Genomic DNA, 19,812 nt, shown 5'->3' with positions numbered 1-19,812 from the left:
CGGGGGGGAGGCGTGCTGGGGCCCGCCGGCCCTGCGCAGGCGGGGGTGGATGTTACCGCAGCGCAACAATCGACGCCGCGATCCGTCCAGCCCATGGAAAGCCCGCATGCACGCGTGACAGTCACTGCGCTTAAATCGTTCTGTCACATGGCGGCACTACCCTGCCGCCTTTCTTTCTTACCGGAGCATCCATGAAGAAGACCTTTGCCCTGGCGGCGCTGGCCGCCGCCGCGTTCGCGCTGCCGGCCCATGCCCAGACCGAGATCCAGTGGTGGCACGCGATGAGCGGGCCGCTGGGCGAGTGGGTCAACGACCTGGCCAAGCAGTTCAACGCCAGCCAGAGCGAGTTCAAGGTCGTGCCCACCTACAAGGGCCAGTACGACGAGACGCTGACGGCCGGCGTCGCCGCCTTCCGTGCCGGCAATGCGCCGCACATCCTGCAGGTGTTCGAGGTGGGCACCGCGACCATGATGGCCTCCAAGGGCGTCATCAAGCCGGTCGGCGAGATCATGAAGGAGTCGGGTGCCAAGTTCGACCAGAGCGCCTACATCTCTGCCGTCGCCGGCTACTACACGGCGCCCAACGGTCAGATGCTGAGCTTCCCGTTCAACAGCTCCACGACCATCTTCTATTACAACAAGGACGCCTTCAAGGCTGCGGGCCTGGACCCGAACAAGGCGCCGACGACCTGGCCCGAGGTCGTGGCCGCCGCGGCCAAGCTCAAGGCCAGTGGCCACAAGTGCCCGTTCACGACCAGCTGGGTCAGCTGGACGCAGCTGGAGAGCTTCTCGGCCTGGCACAACACGCTGTACGCCACGCTCAACAACGGCTTCGGCGGCACGGCCACGCGCCTGGCCTTCAACTCGCCGCTGCACGTGCGCCATTTCGAGAACCTGGCCAACATGTCGCAGCAGGGCCTGTTCGTCTACAAGGGCCGCAACAACACGCCCGACGCCTCCTTCCCCTCGGGCGAGTGCGCGATGATGACCGGCTCCTCGGGCCTGTACGCGCGCGTGGCCAAGGACGCCAAGTTCGCCTACGGCATCGGCGCGCTGCCCTACTACCCGGACGTGGCCGGCGCACCGCAGAACACCGTGATCGGCGGCGCCAGCCTGTGGGCCATCGGCGGCAAGAAGCCGGCCGAGTACAAGGGTGTGGCCGCGTTCTTCAGCTTCCTGTCCAACGCGGAAGTGCAGTCCGCCAGCCACAAGCGCACGGGCTACCTGCCGGTCACCATGGCCGCCTACGAGCTGACCGAGAAGTCGGGCTTCTACAAGCAGAACCCGGGCACCGACGTGGCCGTCACGCAGATGATCCGCAAGACCACCGACAAGTCGCGCGGCATCCGCCTCGGAAACTTCCTGCAGATCCGCACCATCGTGGACGAGGAAGCCGAACAGATCTGGAGCGGCAAGCAAAGTGCCAAGCAGGCGCTGGACAACGCCGTCAAGCGCGGCAACGAGCAGCTCGAGCGCTTCCAGAAAGCGAACAAGGGCTGAGCGCGCCACTAGGTACACTCGCCCGCCGCGGCGCCTGGGAGCGCGCCGCTGCAACCGGACCAGGACGATCACAAGATGGAAAAACGCGTGCTGTTCCGCTCGGCCTGGCTGCCCTGGCTGCTGGTGGCGCCGCAGATGGCGGTCGTGCTGGTGTTCTTCTTCTGGCCGGCCAGCCAGGCCATCGTGCAGTCACTGCAGACCGAGGACGCCTTCGGCACGTCCACGGTCTGGGTCGGGCTGGACAATTTCGTCGCGCTGTTCGAGGACGCGGCCTATCTCGAATCCTTCAAGGTCACCGCGCTGTTCTCGGTGCTCGTGGCGGGGCTGGGCATCGCGGTGTCGCTGGTGCTGGCCGTGTTCGCCGACCGCATCCTGCGTGGCTCCCTGGTCTACAAGACCTTCCTGATCATCCCCTACGCCGTGGCGCCCGCCGTGGCCGGCGTGCTGTGGGTGTTCATGTTCTCCCCGAGCATCGGCATCGTGGCCTACGGCCTGCGCGGCCTGGGCTACGACTGGAACCATCTGCTCAATTCGGGCAATGCGCTCACGCTGATCGTCGTGGCCGCGGTCTGGAAGCAGATCTCCTACAACTTCCTGTTCTTCCTGGCGGGGCTGCAGTCCATTCCCAAGGCGCTGATCGAGGCCGCCGCCATCGACGGCGCGGGCCCGGTGCGCCGCTTCCTCTCCATCCAGCTGCCGCTGCTGTCGCCCACCACGTTCTTCCTGCTGGTCATCAACGTGGTCTATGCCTTCTTCGACACCTTCGCGATCGTGCACGCGACGACCGAGGGCGGGCCCGGCCGCGACACCTCCATCCTCGTCTACAAGGTCTGGCACGACGGCTTCAAGGCGCTGGACCTGGGTGGCTCGGCCGCGCAGTCGGTGGTGCTGATGGCCATCGTCGTGGTGCTCACCGTCATCCAGTTCCGCTACGTCGAAAAGAAAGTGAACTACTGACATGGTGGAACGCCGCCCCCTGCTGACGCTGTTGTCCCACCTGGTCCTGGTGCTGGGCATCCTGATCGTCGCCTTCCCGATCTACCTGGCCTTCGTGGCCTCCACCCACACGCGCGACGAGATCGTGCAGGTGCCCATGCCGATCACGCCCGGCAGCCACATGGTGGAGAACTACACCGCGGCGCTGACCGGCACCGGCTCCACCCAGGGCTCGGCCGCGCCGGTCGGCCGCATGATGTGGGTCAGCCTGGTCACGGCGCTGGTCATCAGCCTCGGCAAGATCGCGATCTCGCTGCTGTCGGCCTTCGCCATCGTCTACTTCCGCTTCCCGTTCAAGAAGCTCGTCTTCTGGATGATCTTCATCACCTTGATGCTGCCGGTGGAGGTGCGCATCCTGCCCACCTACAAGGTCCTGTCGGACCTGAACATGCTGAACACCTATGCCGGGCTCACGGTACCGCTGATCGCCTCGGCCACGGCCACCTTCCTGTTCCGGCAGTTCTTCCTGACCGTGCCCGACGAACTGGTCGAGGCCGCGCGCATCGACGGCGCCGGCCCCATGCGCTTCTTCAAGGACGTGCTGGTGCCGCTGTCGCAGACCTCCATCGCGGCGCTGTTCGTGATCCAGTTCATCTACGGCTGGAACCAGTACCTGTGGCCGCTCTTGGCCACGACGACGGAGGACATGTACCCCATCGTCATCGGCATCAAGCGCATGATCGCCAGCGGCGACGCGGCCACCGACTGGAACATCATCATGGCCACGGCCATCCTGGCCATGCTGCCGCCGGCGCTGGTCGTGGTGCTCATGCAGAAGTGGTTCGTCAAGGGCCTGGTCGACACCGAGAAGTAAGAACACATGGCGTCCATTTCCATCCGCAAGCTCATCAAGCGCTATGGCCATGGCGCCAAGGCGCTGCAAGTCATCCACGGCGTCGACGCCGAGATCAAGGATGGCGAGTTCGTCGTCATCGTCGGCCCCTCGGGCTGCGGCAAGTCCACGCTGCTGCGCATGGTGGCCGGCCTGGAAGAGGTCAGCGAGGGCGAGATCGCGATCGGCCCGCGCGTGGTCAACGACGTGGAACCCGCCGAGCGCGACATCGCCATGGTGTTCCAGAACTACGCGCTGTACCCGCACATGACGAACTTCGAGAACATGGCCTATGGCTTGAAGATCGCCAAGGTGCCCAAGGAAGAGATCCGCCAGCGCGTGGACAAGGCCGCCAAGATCCTGGAGCTCACCCACCTGCTGGACCGCAAGCCGCGCCAACTCTCGGGCGGTCAGCGCCAGCGCGTCGCCATGGGCCGCGCCATCGTGCGCCAGCCGCAGGTCTTCCTGTTCGACGAGCCGCTGTCCAACCTGGACGCCAAGCTGCGCGCGCAGACCCGGCTGGAGATCCAGAAGCTGCACAACGAGCTGGGCATCACCTCGCTGTTCGTCACGCACGACCAGGTCGAGGCCATGACGCTGGCCCAGCGCATGATGGTCATGAACGCCGGCCGCATGGAGCAGTTCGGCACGCCGGAAGAGGTCTACCACCGGCCCGCCACCACCTTCGTGGCCAGCTTCATCGGCTCGCCGCCCATGAACCTCATCGAAGGCCGGGCAGAAGGCACGCGCTTCATCGTCGGCGAGCAGCGCCTGGCCTTGCCGCTGGCGGCGCCGCGCGACGGCACGCTGGTGCTGGGGCTGCGCCCCGAACATGCCGAGCTGCGCGCCGACGGCGCCTGGCAGCTGGTGGTCGAGGCGGTCGAGATGCTGGGCGCCGAGCGCCTGGTCTACGGCCGCGTCGGCCAGAGTCTGTTCACCGTGCGACAGGACGCGATGCTGGAAGCGCCGCGCATCGGCGACACCGTGGCCATCGGCGTGCCCGCCGCGCAGCTGCACTGGTTCGACGCCGAGACCCGGCAGCGGCTGTGATGGCCGCGCCCTGGCCTTACCCCGCCTGGGTGGCCCACCGCGGCGCCGGCAAGCTGGCGCCCGAGAACACGCTGGCCGCCTTCCGCCTGGGCGCAGCGCACGGCTACCGCATGTTCGAGTGCGACGTGAAGCTCAGCGCCGACGGCGTGCCCTTCCTGCTGCACGACGCGACGCTGGAGCGCACCACCAACGGCCGTGGCCCCGCGGGCGACAAGCCCTGGGGCGAGCTCGCGCAACTGGACGCCGGCGGCTGGCACTCGCGCGCCTACGCGGGCGAACCGCTGGCCACGCTGGCCGGCATCGCGCGCTTCTGCCAGGCCAATGGCCTGCTGCTCAACATCGAGATCAAGCCCACGCCAGGCACAGCGGCCGCGACAGGCGCGGCCGTGGCCGATGCCGCAGCCGCGCTGTGGGCCGGCCAGCCCGTGCCGCCCTTGCTGACCTCGTTCGAGGTCGATGCGTTGCAAGCGGCCCAGGCTGCGCAGCCGGCGTTGCCGCGCGGCCTGTTGCTGGACGCGTTGTCGACCGGGTGGGAGCAGGCCGCGCACGGCCTGGCCTGCCAGGTGCTCGTCTGCCGGCACAGCCTGTGGACGGCCGGCCTGGTGCAGCAGGCGCAGGCGCTGGGGCTGCGGATGGCCAGCTACACCGTCAACGACGAGGCCGAGGCGCAACGCTTGCGCGCACTCGGCGAGCACACCGTCATCACCGATCGCGTCGATCTGTTCGCCCCATCGCGCTAAAGCGCAGGCGTACGTGTAACGGTGAAGAAGTGCGTGATAAATAGCGCACTTTTCATGCCAAAGAACGTTCTAATTTGTTATCGTAGTGCGCGGGTGCAGGAGTGTGTACTGGCGCATCGACAGATCGGGATCTCTTCCGTTCGCATGCGCTCCGCAGAGGAAAGGGTTCCCGCGCATGGTCGCAGCAGAGAAGTTTCAGGCGCGCGCACTGCAGGTGTTGCGGAGCAGCCGCATCTTCGGCCAGCTTGACGAAGAGGTGCTGCACGACCTGGCGCGCTTCCTGGTGCGGCAGGACGTGCCCGGCGGCCACCAGGTGCTGCGCGAGGGCGCCCCTTCGGACAGCATGCTGATCCTGCTGAGCGGCCGCCTGCGGGTGTCGCGCACCAACCCCGACGGCAGCCTCTTGCTCTACAACGAGATCAGCGTGGGCGAGGGCGTGGGCGAGACCGGCATGATCCTGCAGCAGCCGCGCACGGCCGACGTGACGGCGGTGCGCGATTCCACGCTGGCCGTGCTGCACAGCAGCGATTTCGAGGCCCTGCTCCAACTGCGGCCGCTGGCCGTCAACCGCGTCTTCTCCCAGGCGATCTACAACCACCTGCGCCACGGCGCGCAGGTCACGCAGCGCCATTTCGCCCAGTCCTTCGTGGTGGTGCCCCTGCACCTGGACGCGCAGGCCGATGCCGTGGCGCGGGCCCTGACCGCCGCCTTTGCCAAGACCGGGCGCGCACGGCACCTGGCGCCACCGGCACAGGGCATGGGCGACGAGGGCCCGGGCGATGCGCTCGACGAGCAGTTCGACCACCTGGTCTACGAGGCCGAGGCCCAGGCCACGGAGTGGACGCGCCGCGCTTTCCGCCAGGCCGACCAGGTGATCTACGTGGCCCGTGCCGATGGCGCCCTGGCCGTCAGCGAACTGGAGCAGCAGCTGGCCCGCGAGCCGGGCTATGCGCTCAAGCGCAAGCACCTGGTCGTCATGCACCCGGCCGATGCGCAGTCGCCCCATGAGGTGCGGCGCTGGCTGGCCGGGCGTGCCTGCGAGCGCGTCTATCCGCTGCGCGCCGACCATGTCGAGGATTTCGCGCGGCTCGCGCGCTTCCTGACCGGTACCGCGGTCGGTGTGGTGCTGGGCGGCGGCGGTGCGCGGGGCTACGCCCATCTGGGCATCCTGCGCGCGCTGCACGAGGCCGGCATCCCGATCGACATGGTGGGCGGCAACAGCATGGGCGCACTGGTTGGCGCGCAATACGCCTGCGACCTGTCGCTGGACGAGATCATGCGCAACACCCAGGCCTTCGCGGCCGGCGGCGAGCGGCTGACCCTGCCGCTGATCTCGCTGGTCTCGGGCTTCCGGGTCGAACGCGACCTGCGCAAGATGTTCGGCGAGCGCAGCGTCGACAGCCTGTGGCGGCCCTTCTTCGCAGCGGCCTGCAACCTGTCCAAGGGCCACACCACGGTGCAGGACACCGGCCCGCTCTGGAAGGCGGTGCTGGCCAGCAACTCGCCGGCCGGGTTGTTCCCGCCCGTGCTGCACAAGGGCGACCTGCTCGTGGACGGCGCCATCCTGGAGAACGTGCCCGTGGATGCCATGCGCATGCGCCTGGGCACCCCGCTGGAGCGTCGGCGCGGCAACGGCACCATCATCGCCATCGACGTGGACGTGCAGGAAGACCTGGCCGTGGCACAGGACCTGGCCCGCCTGTCGCGCCGCAGCGCGCTCAAGGGCATGCTGGCCCGCAATCCCACGCAGCCCGGCATCGTCGAAATCCTGTACCGGGCCGGCCACATCGGCGGCCTGCACAAGCGCGCCGCGACCGTGGCGCAGGCCGACCACTACCTGGAGCCGCCCGTGGCCGACTATTCCATGATGGACCACAAGCGCGCGCCGGAGATCGTCGAAGCAGGCTACCGCTATGCCGTGGAGAGGATTGCGCAATGGACGCGCCTGTAGCCCATGTCGAACCGAGTGCCGGCAGCGAACTGAACGACGGGCTGGCGCTGTCCCTGAGCCAGCGCGAGGTCTGGCTCGACCAGCGCGCCTGGCCCGGCAGCGCCCACCTGAACATCGGCGGCGGCGCCTTCCTGGTCGGCCTGCTCGATCTGACGGTGTTCCGCCGCGCCCTGGCGCACCTGGTCGCCGAGAACGAAGCCCTGCGTCTGGCGCCGCTGCCCGACGGCCGCCAGCACCTGCTGGCGCCGACCGAGGAGCCGGCGCTAGAGGTGGTGGATCTGAGCGACGCCGACGATCCCAAGGAGGCCATGCGCCGCTGGTGGCAACAGCGCATGACCGAGCCCTTCGTACTGGATGGCCGCTCGCCCTGGCGCTTCGCGCTGCTGCGCGCATCGGACCAGCTGCATGGGCTGACCATCCAGTTCCACCACCTGGTGATGGACGGCTGGGGCACCTCGCAGGTCATGCGCCGCTGGGCCGAAATCCACAATGCGCTGCTGGCCGGCGAGCCGCCGCCGATGTCGTCGGTGCCGCACTACAGCACCTTCATCGCCGAGTCCAACGCCTACCGCAGCTCGGAGGGCTTCGAGCGCGACAAGCGCTACTGGCGCGAGCGCATCCCGGAGCTGCCCACGCCGCTGATCGAACGGCGCTTCAGCCAGGCCCGGCCCGACACGCTGCCGCCGGCCAGCCTGGCCTTCCACCGCGTGCCGCGGGCCGACTACGAGCGCCTGCGCCGCCATGCGACGGAGCAGGGCCAGACCGTGTTCAACCTGGTGCTGGCCGCGCTGGTGCTGTACTTCGCGCGGATCTGCGAGCGCAGCGACGTGATCGTCGGCGTGCCCAGCCTGAACCGGGGCGGGCGCCGCTACACCGACACGCTGGGCATGTTCGTCGGCGTGGTGCCGATCCGCATCGAGATCACGCCGCAGATGCCGGTGGCCGAGCTGATCGCCAACGTCGGCGCGTCCATGCGTGCGGCGCTGCGCCATCCGCGCTACCCGATCAGCGAGCTCGGCCGCGAGCTGCAGATGATCCGCGCCAACCGCGACGGACTGTTCGACGTGCTGCTGTCGTTCGAGCGGCAGGACTACGCCGTCTCCTTCGGCGCGGCCCAGCTGGTCGAGTCGCGCCAGCTGTTCTCTGGCGTGGCCCGGTTCCCGCTGGGCGTGACGGTCTGCGAATTCCACCCGACCCAGGACGTGGAACTCGCGCTGGAGGCCAGCGCCGCCTGCTTCTCGGCCGGCGAGACCGAGCTGCTGGGCCGGCGGCTGTGGCACCTGGTCGAGGCCATCATGGCCACACCGCCCGGCGGCAGCGTCGACGACATCGAACTGCTGCCGCCCGAGGAGCGCTGGCACGTGGTCTCGGGCCAGCACAAGGACGTGGCCTGGCACCAGGTGGTGTTGCCCTTCGTGAACCTGTTCGAGTACCAGGCGGCGCTGCGGCCCGAGGCCGTGGCCCTGGTCTGGGATGGTGGCAGCCTGGACTATCTGGCGCTGGACCGCCATGCCAACCGCCTGGCGCGCCAACTGGTCGAGCGGGGCGCGGGCCGCGACGTCGTCGTTGCCATGGCGCTGGAACGTTCGCCGGAGCTGGTGGTCACGCTGCTGGCCATCGCCAAGGCTGGCGCGGCCTTCCTGCCGCTGGACGTGGATGCACCGCTGGCCCGCCTCGCGGCCATCCTGCAGGAGAGCGGGGCGGCGGTCCTGGTGATCCAGCCGCGCCATGCCGACCGGCTCGGCGGCCTGCACGGCAACACGCTGGTGCTGGACCCGCTGGGCGACGAACTGTTCGACGTCAATGCGACCGACCTGCCGCCACGCCGGCCGGCCGCCTCGGACATGGCCTACGTGCTGTTTACCTCCGGCTCCACCGGGCGGCCCAAGGGTGTGGCCATCGAGCACGGCATGCTGTCGCGCCGGCTCATGTGGCTGTCGCGCGCCTGGGCGGTGGACGCGCGCGACCGCTCCGGCCAGGGCACCCAGGCCACTTTCGACCCTTCGCTGATCGAACTGCTGCTGCCGCTGATCCACGGCGCCAGCGTGGCGCTGCCGCCGCCGGGACGGTTGCTGCCCGAAATGCTGGCCGATTTCGCGCTGCGCCATGGCGTGACCTTCATGGCCTTCGTGCCGTCCACGCTGGCGCGCTTCCTCGACGCCGCGGCCGGCCGCCCCGGTCTCAAGCTCCGCGTGGCCTGCTGCGGCGGCGAGGTGCTGCCGCCCGAACTGGCCAGCCGCTTCATCAGCGTGACGGGCGGGCGGTTGTTCAACGTCTACGGGCCGACCGAGGCCACCATCTTCGCCACCGCCTGGGAATGCGAGGCCCAGCGCAGCCATGCGGCGTTGCCGATCGGCCGGCCCATCGACGACACCCGCATCTACGTGCTGGACGCGGGCCTGCGCCCCTTGCCGCTGGGTGTGGCCGGCGAAATCTTCATCGGCGGCGCGGCCGTGGCGCGCGGCTACCTGCACCGGCCCGAACTGGACCTGCAGGCCTTCGTGGCCGACCCGTTCCACGCCGGCGAGCGCATGTACCGCACCGGCGACCGTGGCTGGCTGGCCAGCGACGGCCACCTGCACTTCGTCGGCCGGCTGGACCGCCAGGTCAAGCTGCGCGGCTACCGCATCGAGCTGGGCGAGATCGAGTCCGCGCTGCTGGCCATCGACGGCGTGGTGCAGGCCGCCGCTGCGCTGCGCGAGCTGCGCGGCAAGCCCGCCATCCATGCCTGGGCCCAGGCGCCTGGCCAGAGCGCCGAGCGCCTGCACGCGCTGCTGCGCGCGCGCCTGCCCGACTACATGCTGCCGGCCAGCATCACGCTGCTGCCCGAGCTGCCCTCCAGCGGCACCGGCAAGATCGACTACAAGCAGTTGCCGGACCCGGTGGCGCTGCCCAGCGGTGGAACGCGTGCCCCGGCCAACGACACCGAGCGGGCGCTGCTGGAACTCTGGAAGGACGTGCTCAAGGTCCCGGCCCTCGGTGTACAGGACAACTTCTTCGACCTGGGCGGCGACTCGCTCGCGGCGGTCAACATGATGAGCGGGCTGGAAAAGCTCGTGGGCCGGCAGGTGCCGCTGTACCTGATCACCGAGCATCCTACGGTGGAGAGCCTGGCCGCGGCGCTGCAGCAGCACAGCAGCACGCCGGGCCTGCTGCTGCCGCTGGGCGGCACCGGCCGGGTGCCGCTGTACCTGGCCGCCTCGGGCCATGGCGACCTGCTGCGGCTGCAGAACCTGGGCCCGGCCATGGGCGAGGCCTGCAGCCTGTACATGCTGCAGCCGCCGCCGGACCAGCCGATCGGCACCATCGCCGAACTCGCCACCATGTACGCCGACCGCATCCAGGCCCAGGCGCTGGCCGAGGGCTTCGACGGTGGCTGGGTGGCCGGCTTCTCGGTGGCCGGCATGGCCGCGCTGGAAACCGCGCGGCTGCTGCGTGAGCGAGGCTGGCCGGTGCGCGGCCTGGTGCTGCTGGACACCACCTACCCCAGCTCGGTGCTGGGTGGCACCCGGGCCTGGCGCGCGGCCGGCTGGATGGTGCGGCACTTCCACATCCAGGACCTGACCATGAACGGCCGGCGGCTCGACGCCATGTTCAACGACCCCGGCCTCGTGAGCCAGGTCATGGCGCTGCGCGGCTACAAGCCCGAGGCCTACGATGGGCCGACATTGCTGGTGCGCACCTCCGGCCTGCGCACCTGGGACCGCTGGCTGTTCAAGCCCTGGCGCCGGCTCATGGGGCGCAAGCTGCGCGAGGTGGAGATCGCCGGCATGCATGGCACGATGTTCGACGAGCGGCATGTGGCCGAGCTCGCCGCAGCGCTGCGCGACAGCATGGAGCAGGGTGCGTGAGCGCGGCGGGAGGATTGCGTGGTCGGCTCTGGGCCTTGGTGCTGGTGCTGGCCGTGCTGATCGGCCTGGCCGTGGCCTGGACCTGGTCGCCCATGCGCGAATGGCTGGATGTGGACCGCATCGTGGACGGCCTGCAGGAACTCGGCGCGTCCTTCGGCCCCGTGGCCGCGGTGGCCGGCCTGAGCCTGGCCCTGGTGCTGGCCGTGCCGCTGACCTTCCTGACGCTGGTGACGCTGGTGGCCTTCGGGCCCTGGACTGGCTTCGTCACCTGCATGGCCGGCGCCCTGGTCGGCGCCGCCGCCAGCCACGGCCTCGGGGCGCTGCTGGGCCGCGAGGTGGTGCAGCGCCTGGGCGGGCCGCGCGTGAACGCCGTGAGCCAGCGCCTGGCCGACCATGGCCTGCTGGCCGTGATCGCGATCCGCATGGTGCCGGTGGCACCGTTCGCCATCGTCAACATGGTGGCCGGCGCCTCGCACATCAGCCTGCGCCACATGCTGCTGGGCACCTTCCTCGGCATGGCGCCCGGCACGCTGGTGATGGCCTTCTTCGTCGACCAGATCGTCGCGGCCCTGCGCAACCCCGGTCCGCTGACCTATGCCCTGATCGCGGGCACCTTGCTGCTCATCGTCGGCGCCGGCTTTGGTGCCAAGCGCTGGGTGCGCCATGTGGAGGCGCAGCGCGGCGTCAGAGAACCCGGTTGAACCAGGCCAGCGACAGGCCGGCCGAGACCAGCGCCAGCAGCGCGCCGGCCAGCGCCAGCAGCGCGGAGATCTCGGTTTCCTTCTTCTCCACGGTCAGGCGCGAGCTCAGCGTCTGGTAGACCTTGCGCAGGTTTTCGGCCGAGCCGGCGTAGAAGTACTCGGCCTGGGTGCGCGTGGCCACGGCCTTGAGCGTCTCCTCGTCCAGCCGCACGCGCATGGACCAGCCTTCGAAGCCGATGGTCTCGCCGTCCACCGTGCCGATGCCCACGGTGTAGACGCGCACGCCGCGGTCGGCCGCCATCTTGGCGGCCTCCAGCGTGTCCACGCCCGTGGTGCGCTGGCCATCGGTCAACAGGATGATGGCGGCCGAGTCGTAGGAGCCGGGCGCCACCGGCGTGAACTCCTTGACCTCGCCCTTGGCTGCGATGTCTTTGTCCAGCTTGTCCAGAGACTGGCCGCGCGGGCGCTCGCGGCCGTAGGTCATGGCGCCCACGTCGATGCCTGCATCGGGGAACAGCTCGGCCAGCGACACCACGATGGCGCTGCCGATGGCCGTGGCGCGCTGCAGCTGGAACTTGTCGATGGCCACCACCAAGTCCTCGCGCGAGAGCGTGGCCGGCTGCACCACCTGGGCCGTGCCGGCGAAGGCCACGATGCCCACGCGCACATGGCGCGGCAGGTCGGCGATGAAGGCCTTGGCGGCGTTCTGCGCCGCCACCAGCCGGTTGGGCTGCACGTCGGTGGCGCGCATGCTGCCCGACACGTCCATGGCCAGGATGATGGTTTCCTGCTGCGAGGGCAGGCTGATCACGGCCATGGGCCGGGCCGCGGCCACGATCAGGGCGCACAGCGCAAGCAGGAACAGCAAGGGCGGCACATGGCGCTTGAGGCCCTGGCGCACGCCCATGGCCTCGCGCACGATGGACAGGCTGGCATAGCGCAGCGCGGTCTTCTTGCGTCGGCGCAGCAGCCAGACGTAGAGCAGCACCAGCAATGGTGTGAGCAGCAGCAGCCAGAGGAACTGGGGCCAGAGGAAGTTCATGGGCGTTCTCCTCGTGCTGGGGCGTGTCAGGCGGCCGCGAGCGGCCGCAGATGGGTGGGCAGGCCGCCGCCGGCGCCGGACAGCCGGCTGCGCCGGCGGCGCAGTTCGGCGAAGCGCAGGATGGCGGCCGCGAGATCGTCGTCGGTGGACAGTTCCAGCGTGTCCACGCCAGCCTCGCCGAGCGCCTGGCGCAACTCGGCCTCGCGCTGTGCGGCGATGCGCGCGAAGCGCTTGCGGAAACCGGCGTCCGAGGTGTCGACCAGCAGTTGCTCGCCGGTCTCGGCGTCGCGGATCGGGATCAGGCCCAGGTCGGGCAGTTCCAGCTCCAGCGGATCGAGCAGGCGCACGGCCAGCACCTCGTGGCGCTGGGCGAGCTGGGCCAGCGGCTTCTCCCAGCCCGGCGCGCTGATGAAGTCGGACACCACGAACACGGTGGAGCGCCGGCGCATGAGGCCACCGGCGGCCTGCAGCAGCTCGTGTAGGTGCGTTACGCGGCCGGGCTCGGTCGGCTGGCCGTCCTTGGGGAGCATGCGGTGCAGGAGATCCAGCACGTGCAGGCGGCTGGCGCGCGGCTGCAGCACCTGGTCGAGCCCGGCGCCGTAGAGCATGGCGCCGACGCGGTTGCCGTGGCGGGTGAGCAGCCGGGCCAGCACAGCCACGAAGGCGGCGGAGACCTCGCGCTTCTTCTGCTCGCCCGAGCCGAAATCGACCGAGGGCGAGAGGTCGAGCAGGAACCAGGCCGCCATCTCACGGTCCTCGGTGAACACGCGTACATGGGGCTGCTGCAGCCGGGCCGTGACGTTCCAGTCGATGTGGCGCACGTCGTCGTGGTGCTGGTACTCGCGCAGGTCGGCCAGGTCCATGCCGGTGCCGCGCATCAGCGTGCGGTAGTCGCCCTGCAACAGGCCGTCGAGCCGGCGCAGCACCGTCCACTCGAGCCGGCGCAGCAGGTGCTCGGCCTGCGCGGGCGGCGCGGCCTTGGGTTCAGGCGGCGAGCTTCTCATGTTCCAACGGCTTGGGCGGTGCCGGGATGCGGGCCATGATCTTGCCGACCAGCGCGTCGGCCGACACGCCTTCGGAGAGCGCCTCGTACGACAGCGCCACACGGTGGCGCAGCACGTCGGGCACCAGGTCGCTCATGTCCTCGGGCAGCGCGTAGCTGCGCCCACGCAGCATGGCCAGCGCACGCGCGCCCTCGGTCAGGTTGATGGTGGCGCGCGGGCTGGCGCCGAAGGTGATGAAGCGCGCCAGCTCCTTGAGCCCGTGCGCCTCGGGCTTGCGCGTGGCCGAAACCAGCTTGACGGCGTACTGCACGAGCGAGGGATCGACGTAGATGCGCCGGCACTCCTTCTGCAGTGCGGCGAGCTGCTCGACCGTGGCAACGGGCGCCACCTGCACGGCCGGGCCGGTCACGCGCGTGACGATCACGAACTCTTCCTCGTCGGTCGGGTAGTCGACCAGCACCTTCATCATGAAGCGGTCGACCTGGGCCTCGGGCAGCGGGTAGGTGCCTTCGGTCTCGATCGGGTTCTGCGTGGCCATCACGAGGAAGGGCTTGGGCACGTGGTGCGTTTCGCCCGCGATCGTCACCTGGCGCTCCTGCATGACTTCGAGCAGTGCGCTCTGCACCTTGGCCGGTGCGCGGTTGATCTCGTCGGCCAGCAACAGATTGGTGAACACCGGGCCCAGTGCGGTGGCGAAGTCGCCGGTCTTCTGGTTGTAGATGCGCGTGCCGACCAGGTCGGCCGGCACCAGGTCGGGCGTGAACTGGATGCGCTTGAACTGGCCCTGGATGGTCTCGGCCAGGGTCTTGACCGTCAGCGTCTTGGCCAGGCCCGGCACGCCCTCCACCAGCAGATGGCCCTGGGCCAGCATGGCCACCATCACCCGCTCGAGGAAACGGTCCTGCCCCACGACGACGCGCTTGACCTCGTAGAGGATCTGCTCCATCAGCTGGGCGGTGTCTGGGCTCTGGGTGCTGGCGTCGCTCATGGACAGGGTCCTCGGGTTGTCAGAAGGGGTGCAGGCCGACCGCGGAAGCGGCGTTCTCGATCGGCACGGCGAAGCCGATGCCCACGAAGGTGCGCTGCTGCGAGGGGTTCAGGATGGCGGTGACGATGCCGACCACCTGCCCGTCCATGGTGACCAGGGGACCGCCGGAGTTCCCGGGATTGGCCGCGGCGTCGAACTGGATCAGGTTGGTCAGCACATGCTTGCCTTCTGGCGAGCGGAACGAGCGGCCCAGGCCCGAGACCACGCCCGCGGACGTGGAGGGGCCGATGCCGAACGGAAAGCCCACCGCGACGACCTGGTCGCCCGGCATCAGGTCGGCCGTGGAGCGCATGGTCGCCGCGATCATGTCGTCCGGGATCTTGTGGGCCTGCAGCACCGCCAGGTCGTTCTCGGGCTGGGTGCCGGTCACGCTCGCCGTGCTCTCCAGGCCGTCGGAGAAGGTGACCTTGATGGACTGCGCGCCTGCGACCACGTGCAGGTTGGTCAGGATGATGCCCTTGTCGACGATCACCACGCCGGTGCCCACGCCTTGCTCCACGTCCTGCTTGCCGTCCTTGCTCTTGACGAAGCCCATCACGCGCACCACCGAGGGGATGATGGCGGCGTAGGCCTTGGCAGCCGGCGAGGGCAGAACATTGGTCTCCAGCGTGCGCATGACGGCCGCGTCGATGTCTTTCTGGGTCAAGGTTCGCGTGCCGGGACGCAGGGCGAGCGTGCCGGCACCCAGCGCCGCTGCAGCCAGCAGCACGATGGTGGTCCAGAGCAGGCGCGGATCGCTCCACCAGCGTTTGCGCGCGGCCGGCTGTGCCATGGGCACGGCTTCAGGGGGCTGGGGAGGGGAGGGGGCAGCGTCGGCATCCGGCGGCTCCGGTCGGGCACGGGATGCACTGCTGTAAAGAGCCGGCCTGCGCATTGGTGATCACCTGATGGGACGTTGTGCTGGATCTACGCAATTACAGTACCACGGTTCATTCCAGGGCGCATCCCTGGCCGGATGGCATCCCCCTGGTGACGTACGGCGATGGGGCGCCAGCGGCGTGCGGCGTCCCCAGGGCCGCGCGCTACAGTGGTGCCATGCCCTGGATCGACACCCATTGCCACCTGGACGCGCCCGAGTTCGGCCGGGACCACTGGCGCGCGCTGGCCGCGCGCGCCCAGGCGGCCGAGCGCGGCGTGGTGCTGTGCGTGCTGCCGGCTGTCGGCGTGTTCGACTTCGACACCGTGCGCGCCTTCGCCCACCGCACCGGCGACGCCTATGCGCTGGGTATCCACCCGCTGCTGGTGCCGCGCGCCGACGATGGCGACCTGGAACGCCTGGACGCGGCCCTGGCGGCCCATGCCGGCGATCCGCGCCTGGTGGCGGTGGGCGAGATCGGGCTGGACTTCTTCGTGCCCGAACTGACCGAGCCGGCCATGCGCGCGCGCCAGCTGCATTTCTTTCGCAAGCAGCTGCAACTGGCGCGGCGGCACGGCCTGCCCGTCATCGTGCACACGCGGCGCAGCGTCGACCAGGTCCTGCGCCAGCTGCGCGAGGTCGGCGCGGGCGGGCGCTGGGAGGGCATCGCCCATGCCTTCAACGGCAGCCTGCAGCAGGCGCAGGCCGTGCTGGCCCAGGGCCTCAAGCTCGGCTTCGGCGGCGCCATGACCTTCGACACCGCGCGCCAGCTGCGCCAGCTGGCCACCGAGCTGCCGCTGGAGTCCATCGTCCTGGAGACCGACGCGCCCGACATCCCGCCGCAGTGGCTCTATGTGCGCCAGTCCGAGCGCGCGGCCGGCCGGCCCCAGGGCCTGAACACGCCGGCCGAGCTGCCGCGCATCGCCGAGACACTGGCGGCGCTGCGCGGCCGGCCACTGGCTGCCATCGAGGCGGCCACCACGGCCAACGCGCTGGTGGCGCTGCCGCGCCTGCGGGCGCTGTGGCGGGAGCAGGCCACAATCGCGGGCGATGACCAAAGCCACTAAATCCACCCAGGCACGGCGCGCCCAGCCCACGCTGCCCGAGGTGCAGTTCGCCGACGACGGCGTGGTGCGCACGCTGCACCTGGGCACCGAATGGGTGCAGGGCTCGATGCTGATCGACAAGCCCTACGACATCGAACTCGAGTACGTGCAGCGCATGATGGCCTGGCTGCTGTTCGTGCCCGCGGACGGGATCACCAAGCGCCACGCCATGCAGCTGGGCCTGGGGGCCGGTGCGCTGACCAAGTTCTGCCACAAGAAGCTGCGCCTGCGCACCACGGTGATCGAGCTCAACCCGCAGGTGATCGCCGCCTGCCGCGGCTGGTTCAAGCTGCCGCCGGACGACACGCGTCTGCAGGTGCGCCTGGCCGATGCAGGCCTGGCGGTGCTGGACGCCACGCTGCACGGCACGGTGGACGCGCTGCAGGTCGACCTGTACGACCAGGAGGCCGCCTCGCCCGTGCTCGACAGTGCCGATTTCTACGCCGACTGCCGCCGCCTGCTGACCGAGGAGGGCGCCATGACGGTCAACCTGTTCGGCCGCTCGTCCAGCTACGAGGCCAGCCTGGCGCGCATCGCCGAGGCCTTCGGCGAGCGCGCGGTCTGGGCCTTCCGGCCCACGCGCGAGGGCAACACCGTGGTGCTGGCTCAGCGCGAGGCCAGCCGGCCCGAGCGCGCTGACTTGCTGGCCCGCGCGGCCGAGATCGAATCGCGCTGGGGCCTGCCCGCGCGCAAGTGGCTGCGCGTGTTCGGTGCAATTGCGCCATGACCGCTTCGTACGCCGGCCCGCTGACCTGGCGCCTGCTGGTCGACTGGCTGGCTGCTGACGGCGTGATCTCGGCCGACGAACACCGCCGCACCGTGGCACGCTGCGCGCAGGCCGAGAGCGCGCAGCCGGCCCTGGTGCGGCTGGCCAGCGTGGCGATGGCGCGCGCGCGCGATGGCAAGCCGCTGGACATCGAGATGCTGGCCGAATGGCTGGCCGGCCGCGCCGGCCTGCCGTACCAGCGCATCGACCCGCTCAAGGTCGACGTGGGCAAGGTGGCCGACACCATGAGCGCGGTCTACGCCGAGCGCCACAAGGTGCTGCCGCTGCAGGTCGGCGCGAGCGAGGTGGTGGTGGCCACGGCCGAGCCCTTCGTCAGCGACTGGGTGCCCGAGGTCGAGCGCCAGTCGCGCCGCAGCGTGCGCCGGGTGGTCGCCAACCCGCTGGACATCCAGCGCTACACGGCCGAGTTCTTCGCGCTGGCCAGGTCGGTGCGCGCGGCGCAGAAGGCTGGCGGCAGCGCGGGCCTGGCCAGCTTCGAGCAACTGGTCGAGCTCGGCAAATCCAACAAGACGCTGGATGCCAACGACCAGGGCGTGGTGCAACTCGTGGACTGGCTCTGGCAGTACGCCTTCAACCAGCGCGCCAGCGACATCCACCTGGAGCCGCGGCGCGAGCAGGGCGTGATCCGTTTCCGCATCGATGGCGTGCTGCATCCGGTGTACCAGATGCCCATGGGCGTCATGAATGCGGTGGTCGCACGTGTCAAGCTGCTGGGCCGCATGGACGTGGTGGAAAAGCGCCGGCCGCAGGACGGCCGCATCAAGACCCGCAACCCGCGTGGCGACGAGATCGAGATGCGCTTGTCCACGCTGCCCACGGCCTTTGGCGAGAAGATGGTGATGCGCATCTTCGACCCCGACACCGCCGTCAAGGACCTGGACGCGCTGGGCTTCTCGCCGCACGATGCCCAGCGCTGGGAGGCGCTGGTGCGCCAGCCGCACGGCGTCATCCTCGTCACCGGCCCGACCGGCTCGGGCAAGACCACCACGCTGTACTCCACGCTCAAGCGCGTGGCGACCGAGGCGCTGAACGTCAGCACCATCGAAGACCCGATCGAGATGATCGAGCCGGCCTTCAACCAGACCCAGGTGCAGCCCCAGCTGGACTTCGATTTCGCCGAGGGCCTGCGTGCACTCATGCGCCAGGATCCGGACGTGATCATGGTCGGCGAGATCCGCGACCTGCAGACGGCGGAGATGGCGATCCAGTCGGCGCTGACGGGCCACCTGGTGTTCTCCACGCTGCACACCAACGACGCGCCGGCTGCGCTGACGCGGCTCATGGAGCTGGGCGTGCCGGCCTACCTGCTCAACGCCACGGTGCTGGGCGTGCTCGCGCAGCGCCTGGTGCGCGTGCTGTGCCGGCACTGCCGCGCGCCCGACGAGAGCACCACGGCCGAGACCTTGAACCGCGTGATCCAGCCCTGGCGCATCAACGGCGCCTGCACGCCGTACAAGCCGGTCGGCTGCCTGGAATGCCGCATGACCGGCTTCATGGGCCGCATGGGCCTGTACGAGCTGCTGACCGTCAGCGAGAGCTTCAAGGACAAACTTGCCCAGGCCGGTGGCCAGCCGTCGGCACTGCGCCGCCAGGCGCTGGTGGACGGCATGCGGCCGTTGCGCCTGGCGGGTGCGCTGCGTGTGGCCGAAGGGCTGACCACCATGGCCGAGGTGCTCAGCGCCACGCCACCGCTGGAGGCGCCGCCGACGGCGTGACCATCGTTCACAGAACGGCCATCGCAGCGCCTCCAAGGGTCAGGCGGACGTCAGCAAGCATGTAGGTGGAATCCACATCTTTCGGCCGTTTGAATGCCCCCACAATGCGCCACCTTTGCAGTTTGAGGAGGCATTTTTGTGAACATCAAAAGTCAGAAAGACTTTTTCTCCGGGCTCATGTTCACCGTCGTCGGTGTCGCGTTCGCCTGGGGCGCGACGACCTACACGGTGGGCAACGGCGCCCGCATGGGACCGGGCTACTTCCCGCTCATGCTGGGCATCGTCATGGCCATCATCGGCATGATCATCACCTTCACCGCCTTGGTGACCGAGACGCCGGACGGCGACAAGATCGGCAAGTGGGCGTGGAAGCAGGTGTTCTTCATTCTGGGCGCCAACCTGGCGTTCGGCGTCCTGCTGGGCGGCCTGCCCAGCCTGGGTGTCCCGGCCATGGGCCTGATCGCCGCCATCTATGCGCTGACCATCATCGCCAGCCTGGCCGGCCACGAGTTCAACATCAAATCGGTGCTGATCCTGGCCACGGTGCTGGCCATCGGCAGCTACTTCGCATTCATCTGGGCCCTGAAGCTCCAGATCCAGGTCTGGCCGACCTTCATCACGGGCTGAGTCACAC

General features: G+C 69.5%; 16 protein-coding genes. 12 read left to right on the top strand and 4 right to left on the bottom strand.

The features are described from left to right. The first annotated feature begins 191 nt into the window (after nucleotides 1-191). From ugpB to ACSQ4M_RS30930, 8 genes are all read left to right on the top strand, one after another. Entirely contained in the window at nucleotides 192-1,499 is a 1,308-nt protein-coding gene (gene ugpB / locus ACSQ4M_RS30965) for a sn-glycerol-3-phosphate ABC transporter substrate-binding protein UgpB (RefSeq protein WP_436193197.1), read from the top strand. Nucleotides 1,500-1,574: 75 nt separating this feature from the next. Then, nucleotides 1,575-2,456 (top strand): sn-glycerol-3-phosphate ABC transporter permease UgpA, encoded by an 882-nt coding sequence (ugpA, locus tag ACSQ4M_RS30960; RefSeq protein ID WP_436193196.1) that lies wholly within the window; start codon nucleotides 1,575-1,577, stop codon nucleotides 2,454-2,456. A 1-nt stretch (nucleotide 2,457) separates the two neighbouring features. Beyond that, nucleotides 2,458-3,309: a sn-glycerol-3-phosphate ABC transporter permease UgpE gene (gene ugpE, locus ACSQ4M_RS30955; protein ID WP_326533284.1), complete on the top strand. Its 852-nt coding sequence runs from the start codon at nucleotides 2,458-2,460 to the stop codon at nucleotides 3,307-3,309. 6 nt (nucleotides 3,310-3,315) lie between these two features. Beyond that, on the top strand, nucleotides 3,316-4,377 hold the full coding sequence (locus tag ACSQ4M_RS30950; protein ID WP_436193195.1) for a sn-glycerol-3-phosphate import ATP-binding protein UgpC: 1,062 nt from the start codon (nucleotides 3,316-3,318) through the stop codon (nucleotides 4,375-4,377). Beyond that, the gene (gene ugpQ, locus ACSQ4M_RS30945; protein WP_436193194.1) at nucleotides 4,377-5,117 is read left to right on the top strand and encodes a glycerophosphodiester phosphodiesterase; all 741 of its coding nucleotides are present in this window, start codon (nucleotides 4,377-4,379) and stop codon (nucleotides 5,115-5,117) included. The genes ACSQ4M_RS30950 and ugpQ overlap by 1 nt, the downstream gene beginning before the upstream one ends. A gap of 175 nt (nucleotides 5,118-5,292) precedes the next feature. Next, entirely contained in the window at nucleotides 5,293-7,068 is a 1,776-nt protein-coding gene (locus ACSQ4M_RS30940; RefSeq protein ID WP_436193193.1) for a patatin-like phospholipase family protein, read from the top strand. Continuing rightward, nucleotides 7,053-10,919: a non-ribosomal peptide synthetase gene (locus ACSQ4M_RS30935; protein WP_436193192.1), complete on the top strand. Its 3,867-nt coding sequence runs from the start codon at nucleotides 7,053-7,055 to the stop codon at nucleotides 10,917-10,919. Before ACSQ4M_RS30940 ends, ACSQ4M_RS30935 begins: the two co-directional genes overlap by 16 nt. Continuing rightward, a complete protein-coding gene (locus ACSQ4M_RS30930) occupies nucleotides 10,916-11,620 on the top strand; it encodes a TVP38/TMEM64 family protein (RefSeq protein ID WP_436193191.1) in 705 nt (234 codons plus the stop codon). The genes ACSQ4M_RS30935 and ACSQ4M_RS30930 overlap by 4 nt, the downstream gene beginning before the upstream one ends. Here ACSQ4M_RS30930 and ACSQ4M_RS30925 read toward each other — a convergent pair. Genes ACSQ4M_RS30925 through ACSQ4M_RS30910 form a run of 4 tightly spaced genes read right to left on the bottom strand, consistent with a single transcriptional unit; the run spans nucleotide 11,604 to nucleotide 15,588 of the window. Next, nucleotides 11,604-12,662, bottom strand: coding sequence for a VWA domain-containing protein (locus ACSQ4M_RS30925; protein ID WP_436193190.1), 1,059 nt, complete (start codon nucleotides 12,660-12,662; stop codon nucleotides 11,604-11,606). The two genes, ACSQ4M_RS30930 and ACSQ4M_RS30925, sit on opposite strands and share 17 nt — an antisense overlap. 26 nt (nucleotides 12,663-12,688) lie before the next feature. After that, on the bottom strand, nucleotides 12,689-13,666 hold the full coding sequence (locus ACSQ4M_RS30920; RefSeq protein WP_436193189.1) for a DUF58 domain-containing protein: 978 nt from the start codon (nucleotides 13,664-13,666) through the stop codon (nucleotides 12,689-12,691). Continuing rightward, a complete protein-coding gene (locus tag ACSQ4M_RS30915; RefSeq protein WP_436193188.1) occupies nucleotides 13,647-14,654 on the bottom strand; it encodes an AAA family ATPase in 1,008 nt (335 codons plus the stop codon). Before ACSQ4M_RS30915 ends, ACSQ4M_RS30920 begins: the two co-directional genes overlap by 20 nt. A 19-nt stretch (nucleotides 14,655-14,673) precedes the next feature. Beyond that, nucleotides 14,674-15,588 (bottom strand): S1C family serine protease, encoded by a 915-nt coding sequence (locus ACSQ4M_RS30910; protein WP_436193187.1) that lies wholly within the window; start codon nucleotides 15,586-15,588, stop codon nucleotides 14,674-14,676. Nucleotides 15,589-15,749: 161 nt separating this feature from the next. On the opposite strand from ACSQ4M_RS30910, the gene ACSQ4M_RS30905 reads away from it, so the two are divergent. The 4 genes from ACSQ4M_RS30905 to ACSQ4M_RS30890 all read left to right on the top strand — a co-directional run bounded on the left by ACSQ4M_RS30905 (nucleotide 15,750) and on the right by ACSQ4M_RS30890 (nucleotide 19,805). Continuing rightward, on the top strand, nucleotides 15,750-16,637 hold the full coding sequence (locus ACSQ4M_RS30905) for a TatD family hydrolase (RefSeq protein ID WP_436193186.1): 888 nt from the start codon (nucleotides 15,750-15,752) through the stop codon (nucleotides 16,635-16,637). Further along, on the top strand, nucleotides 16,621-17,403 hold the full coding sequence (locus ACSQ4M_RS30900; protein ID WP_436193185.1) for a spermidine synthase: 783 nt from the start codon (nucleotides 16,621-16,623) through the stop codon (nucleotides 17,401-17,403). The genes ACSQ4M_RS30905 and ACSQ4M_RS30900 overlap by 17 nt, the downstream gene beginning before the upstream one ends. Then, the gene (locus tag ACSQ4M_RS30895; RefSeq protein WP_436193184.1) at nucleotides 17,400-19,178 is read left to right on the top strand and encodes a GspE/PulE family protein; all 1,779 of its coding nucleotides are present in this window, start codon (nucleotides 17,400-17,402) and stop codon (nucleotides 19,176-19,178) included. The genes ACSQ4M_RS30900 and ACSQ4M_RS30895 overlap by 4 nt, the downstream gene beginning before the upstream one ends. Before the next feature lie 138 nt (nucleotides 19,179-19,316). Beyond that, nucleotides 19,317-19,805 carry a tripartite tricarboxylate transporter TctB family protein gene (locus ACSQ4M_RS30890; RefSeq protein ID WP_436193183.1) on the top strand — a complete coding sequence of 163 codons (489 nt, stop codon included), beginning with the start codon at nucleotides 19,317-19,319 and terminating at the stop codon, nucleotides 19,803-19,805. The last annotated feature ends 7 nt before the right edge of the window (nucleotides 19,806-19,812 follow it).

Origin of the sequence: Pseudorhodoferax sp. LjRoot39, from assembly GCF_964253035.1 — a bacterium.
In the GTDB taxonomy this organism is placed as follows: Bacteria; Pseudomonadota; Gammaproteobacteria; order Burkholderiales; family Burkholderiaceae_C; genus Pseudorhodoferax.
The sequence above is the reverse complement of the archived record's forward strand: the minus strand, read 5'-3'. Positions and strand labels throughout refer to the sequence as shown.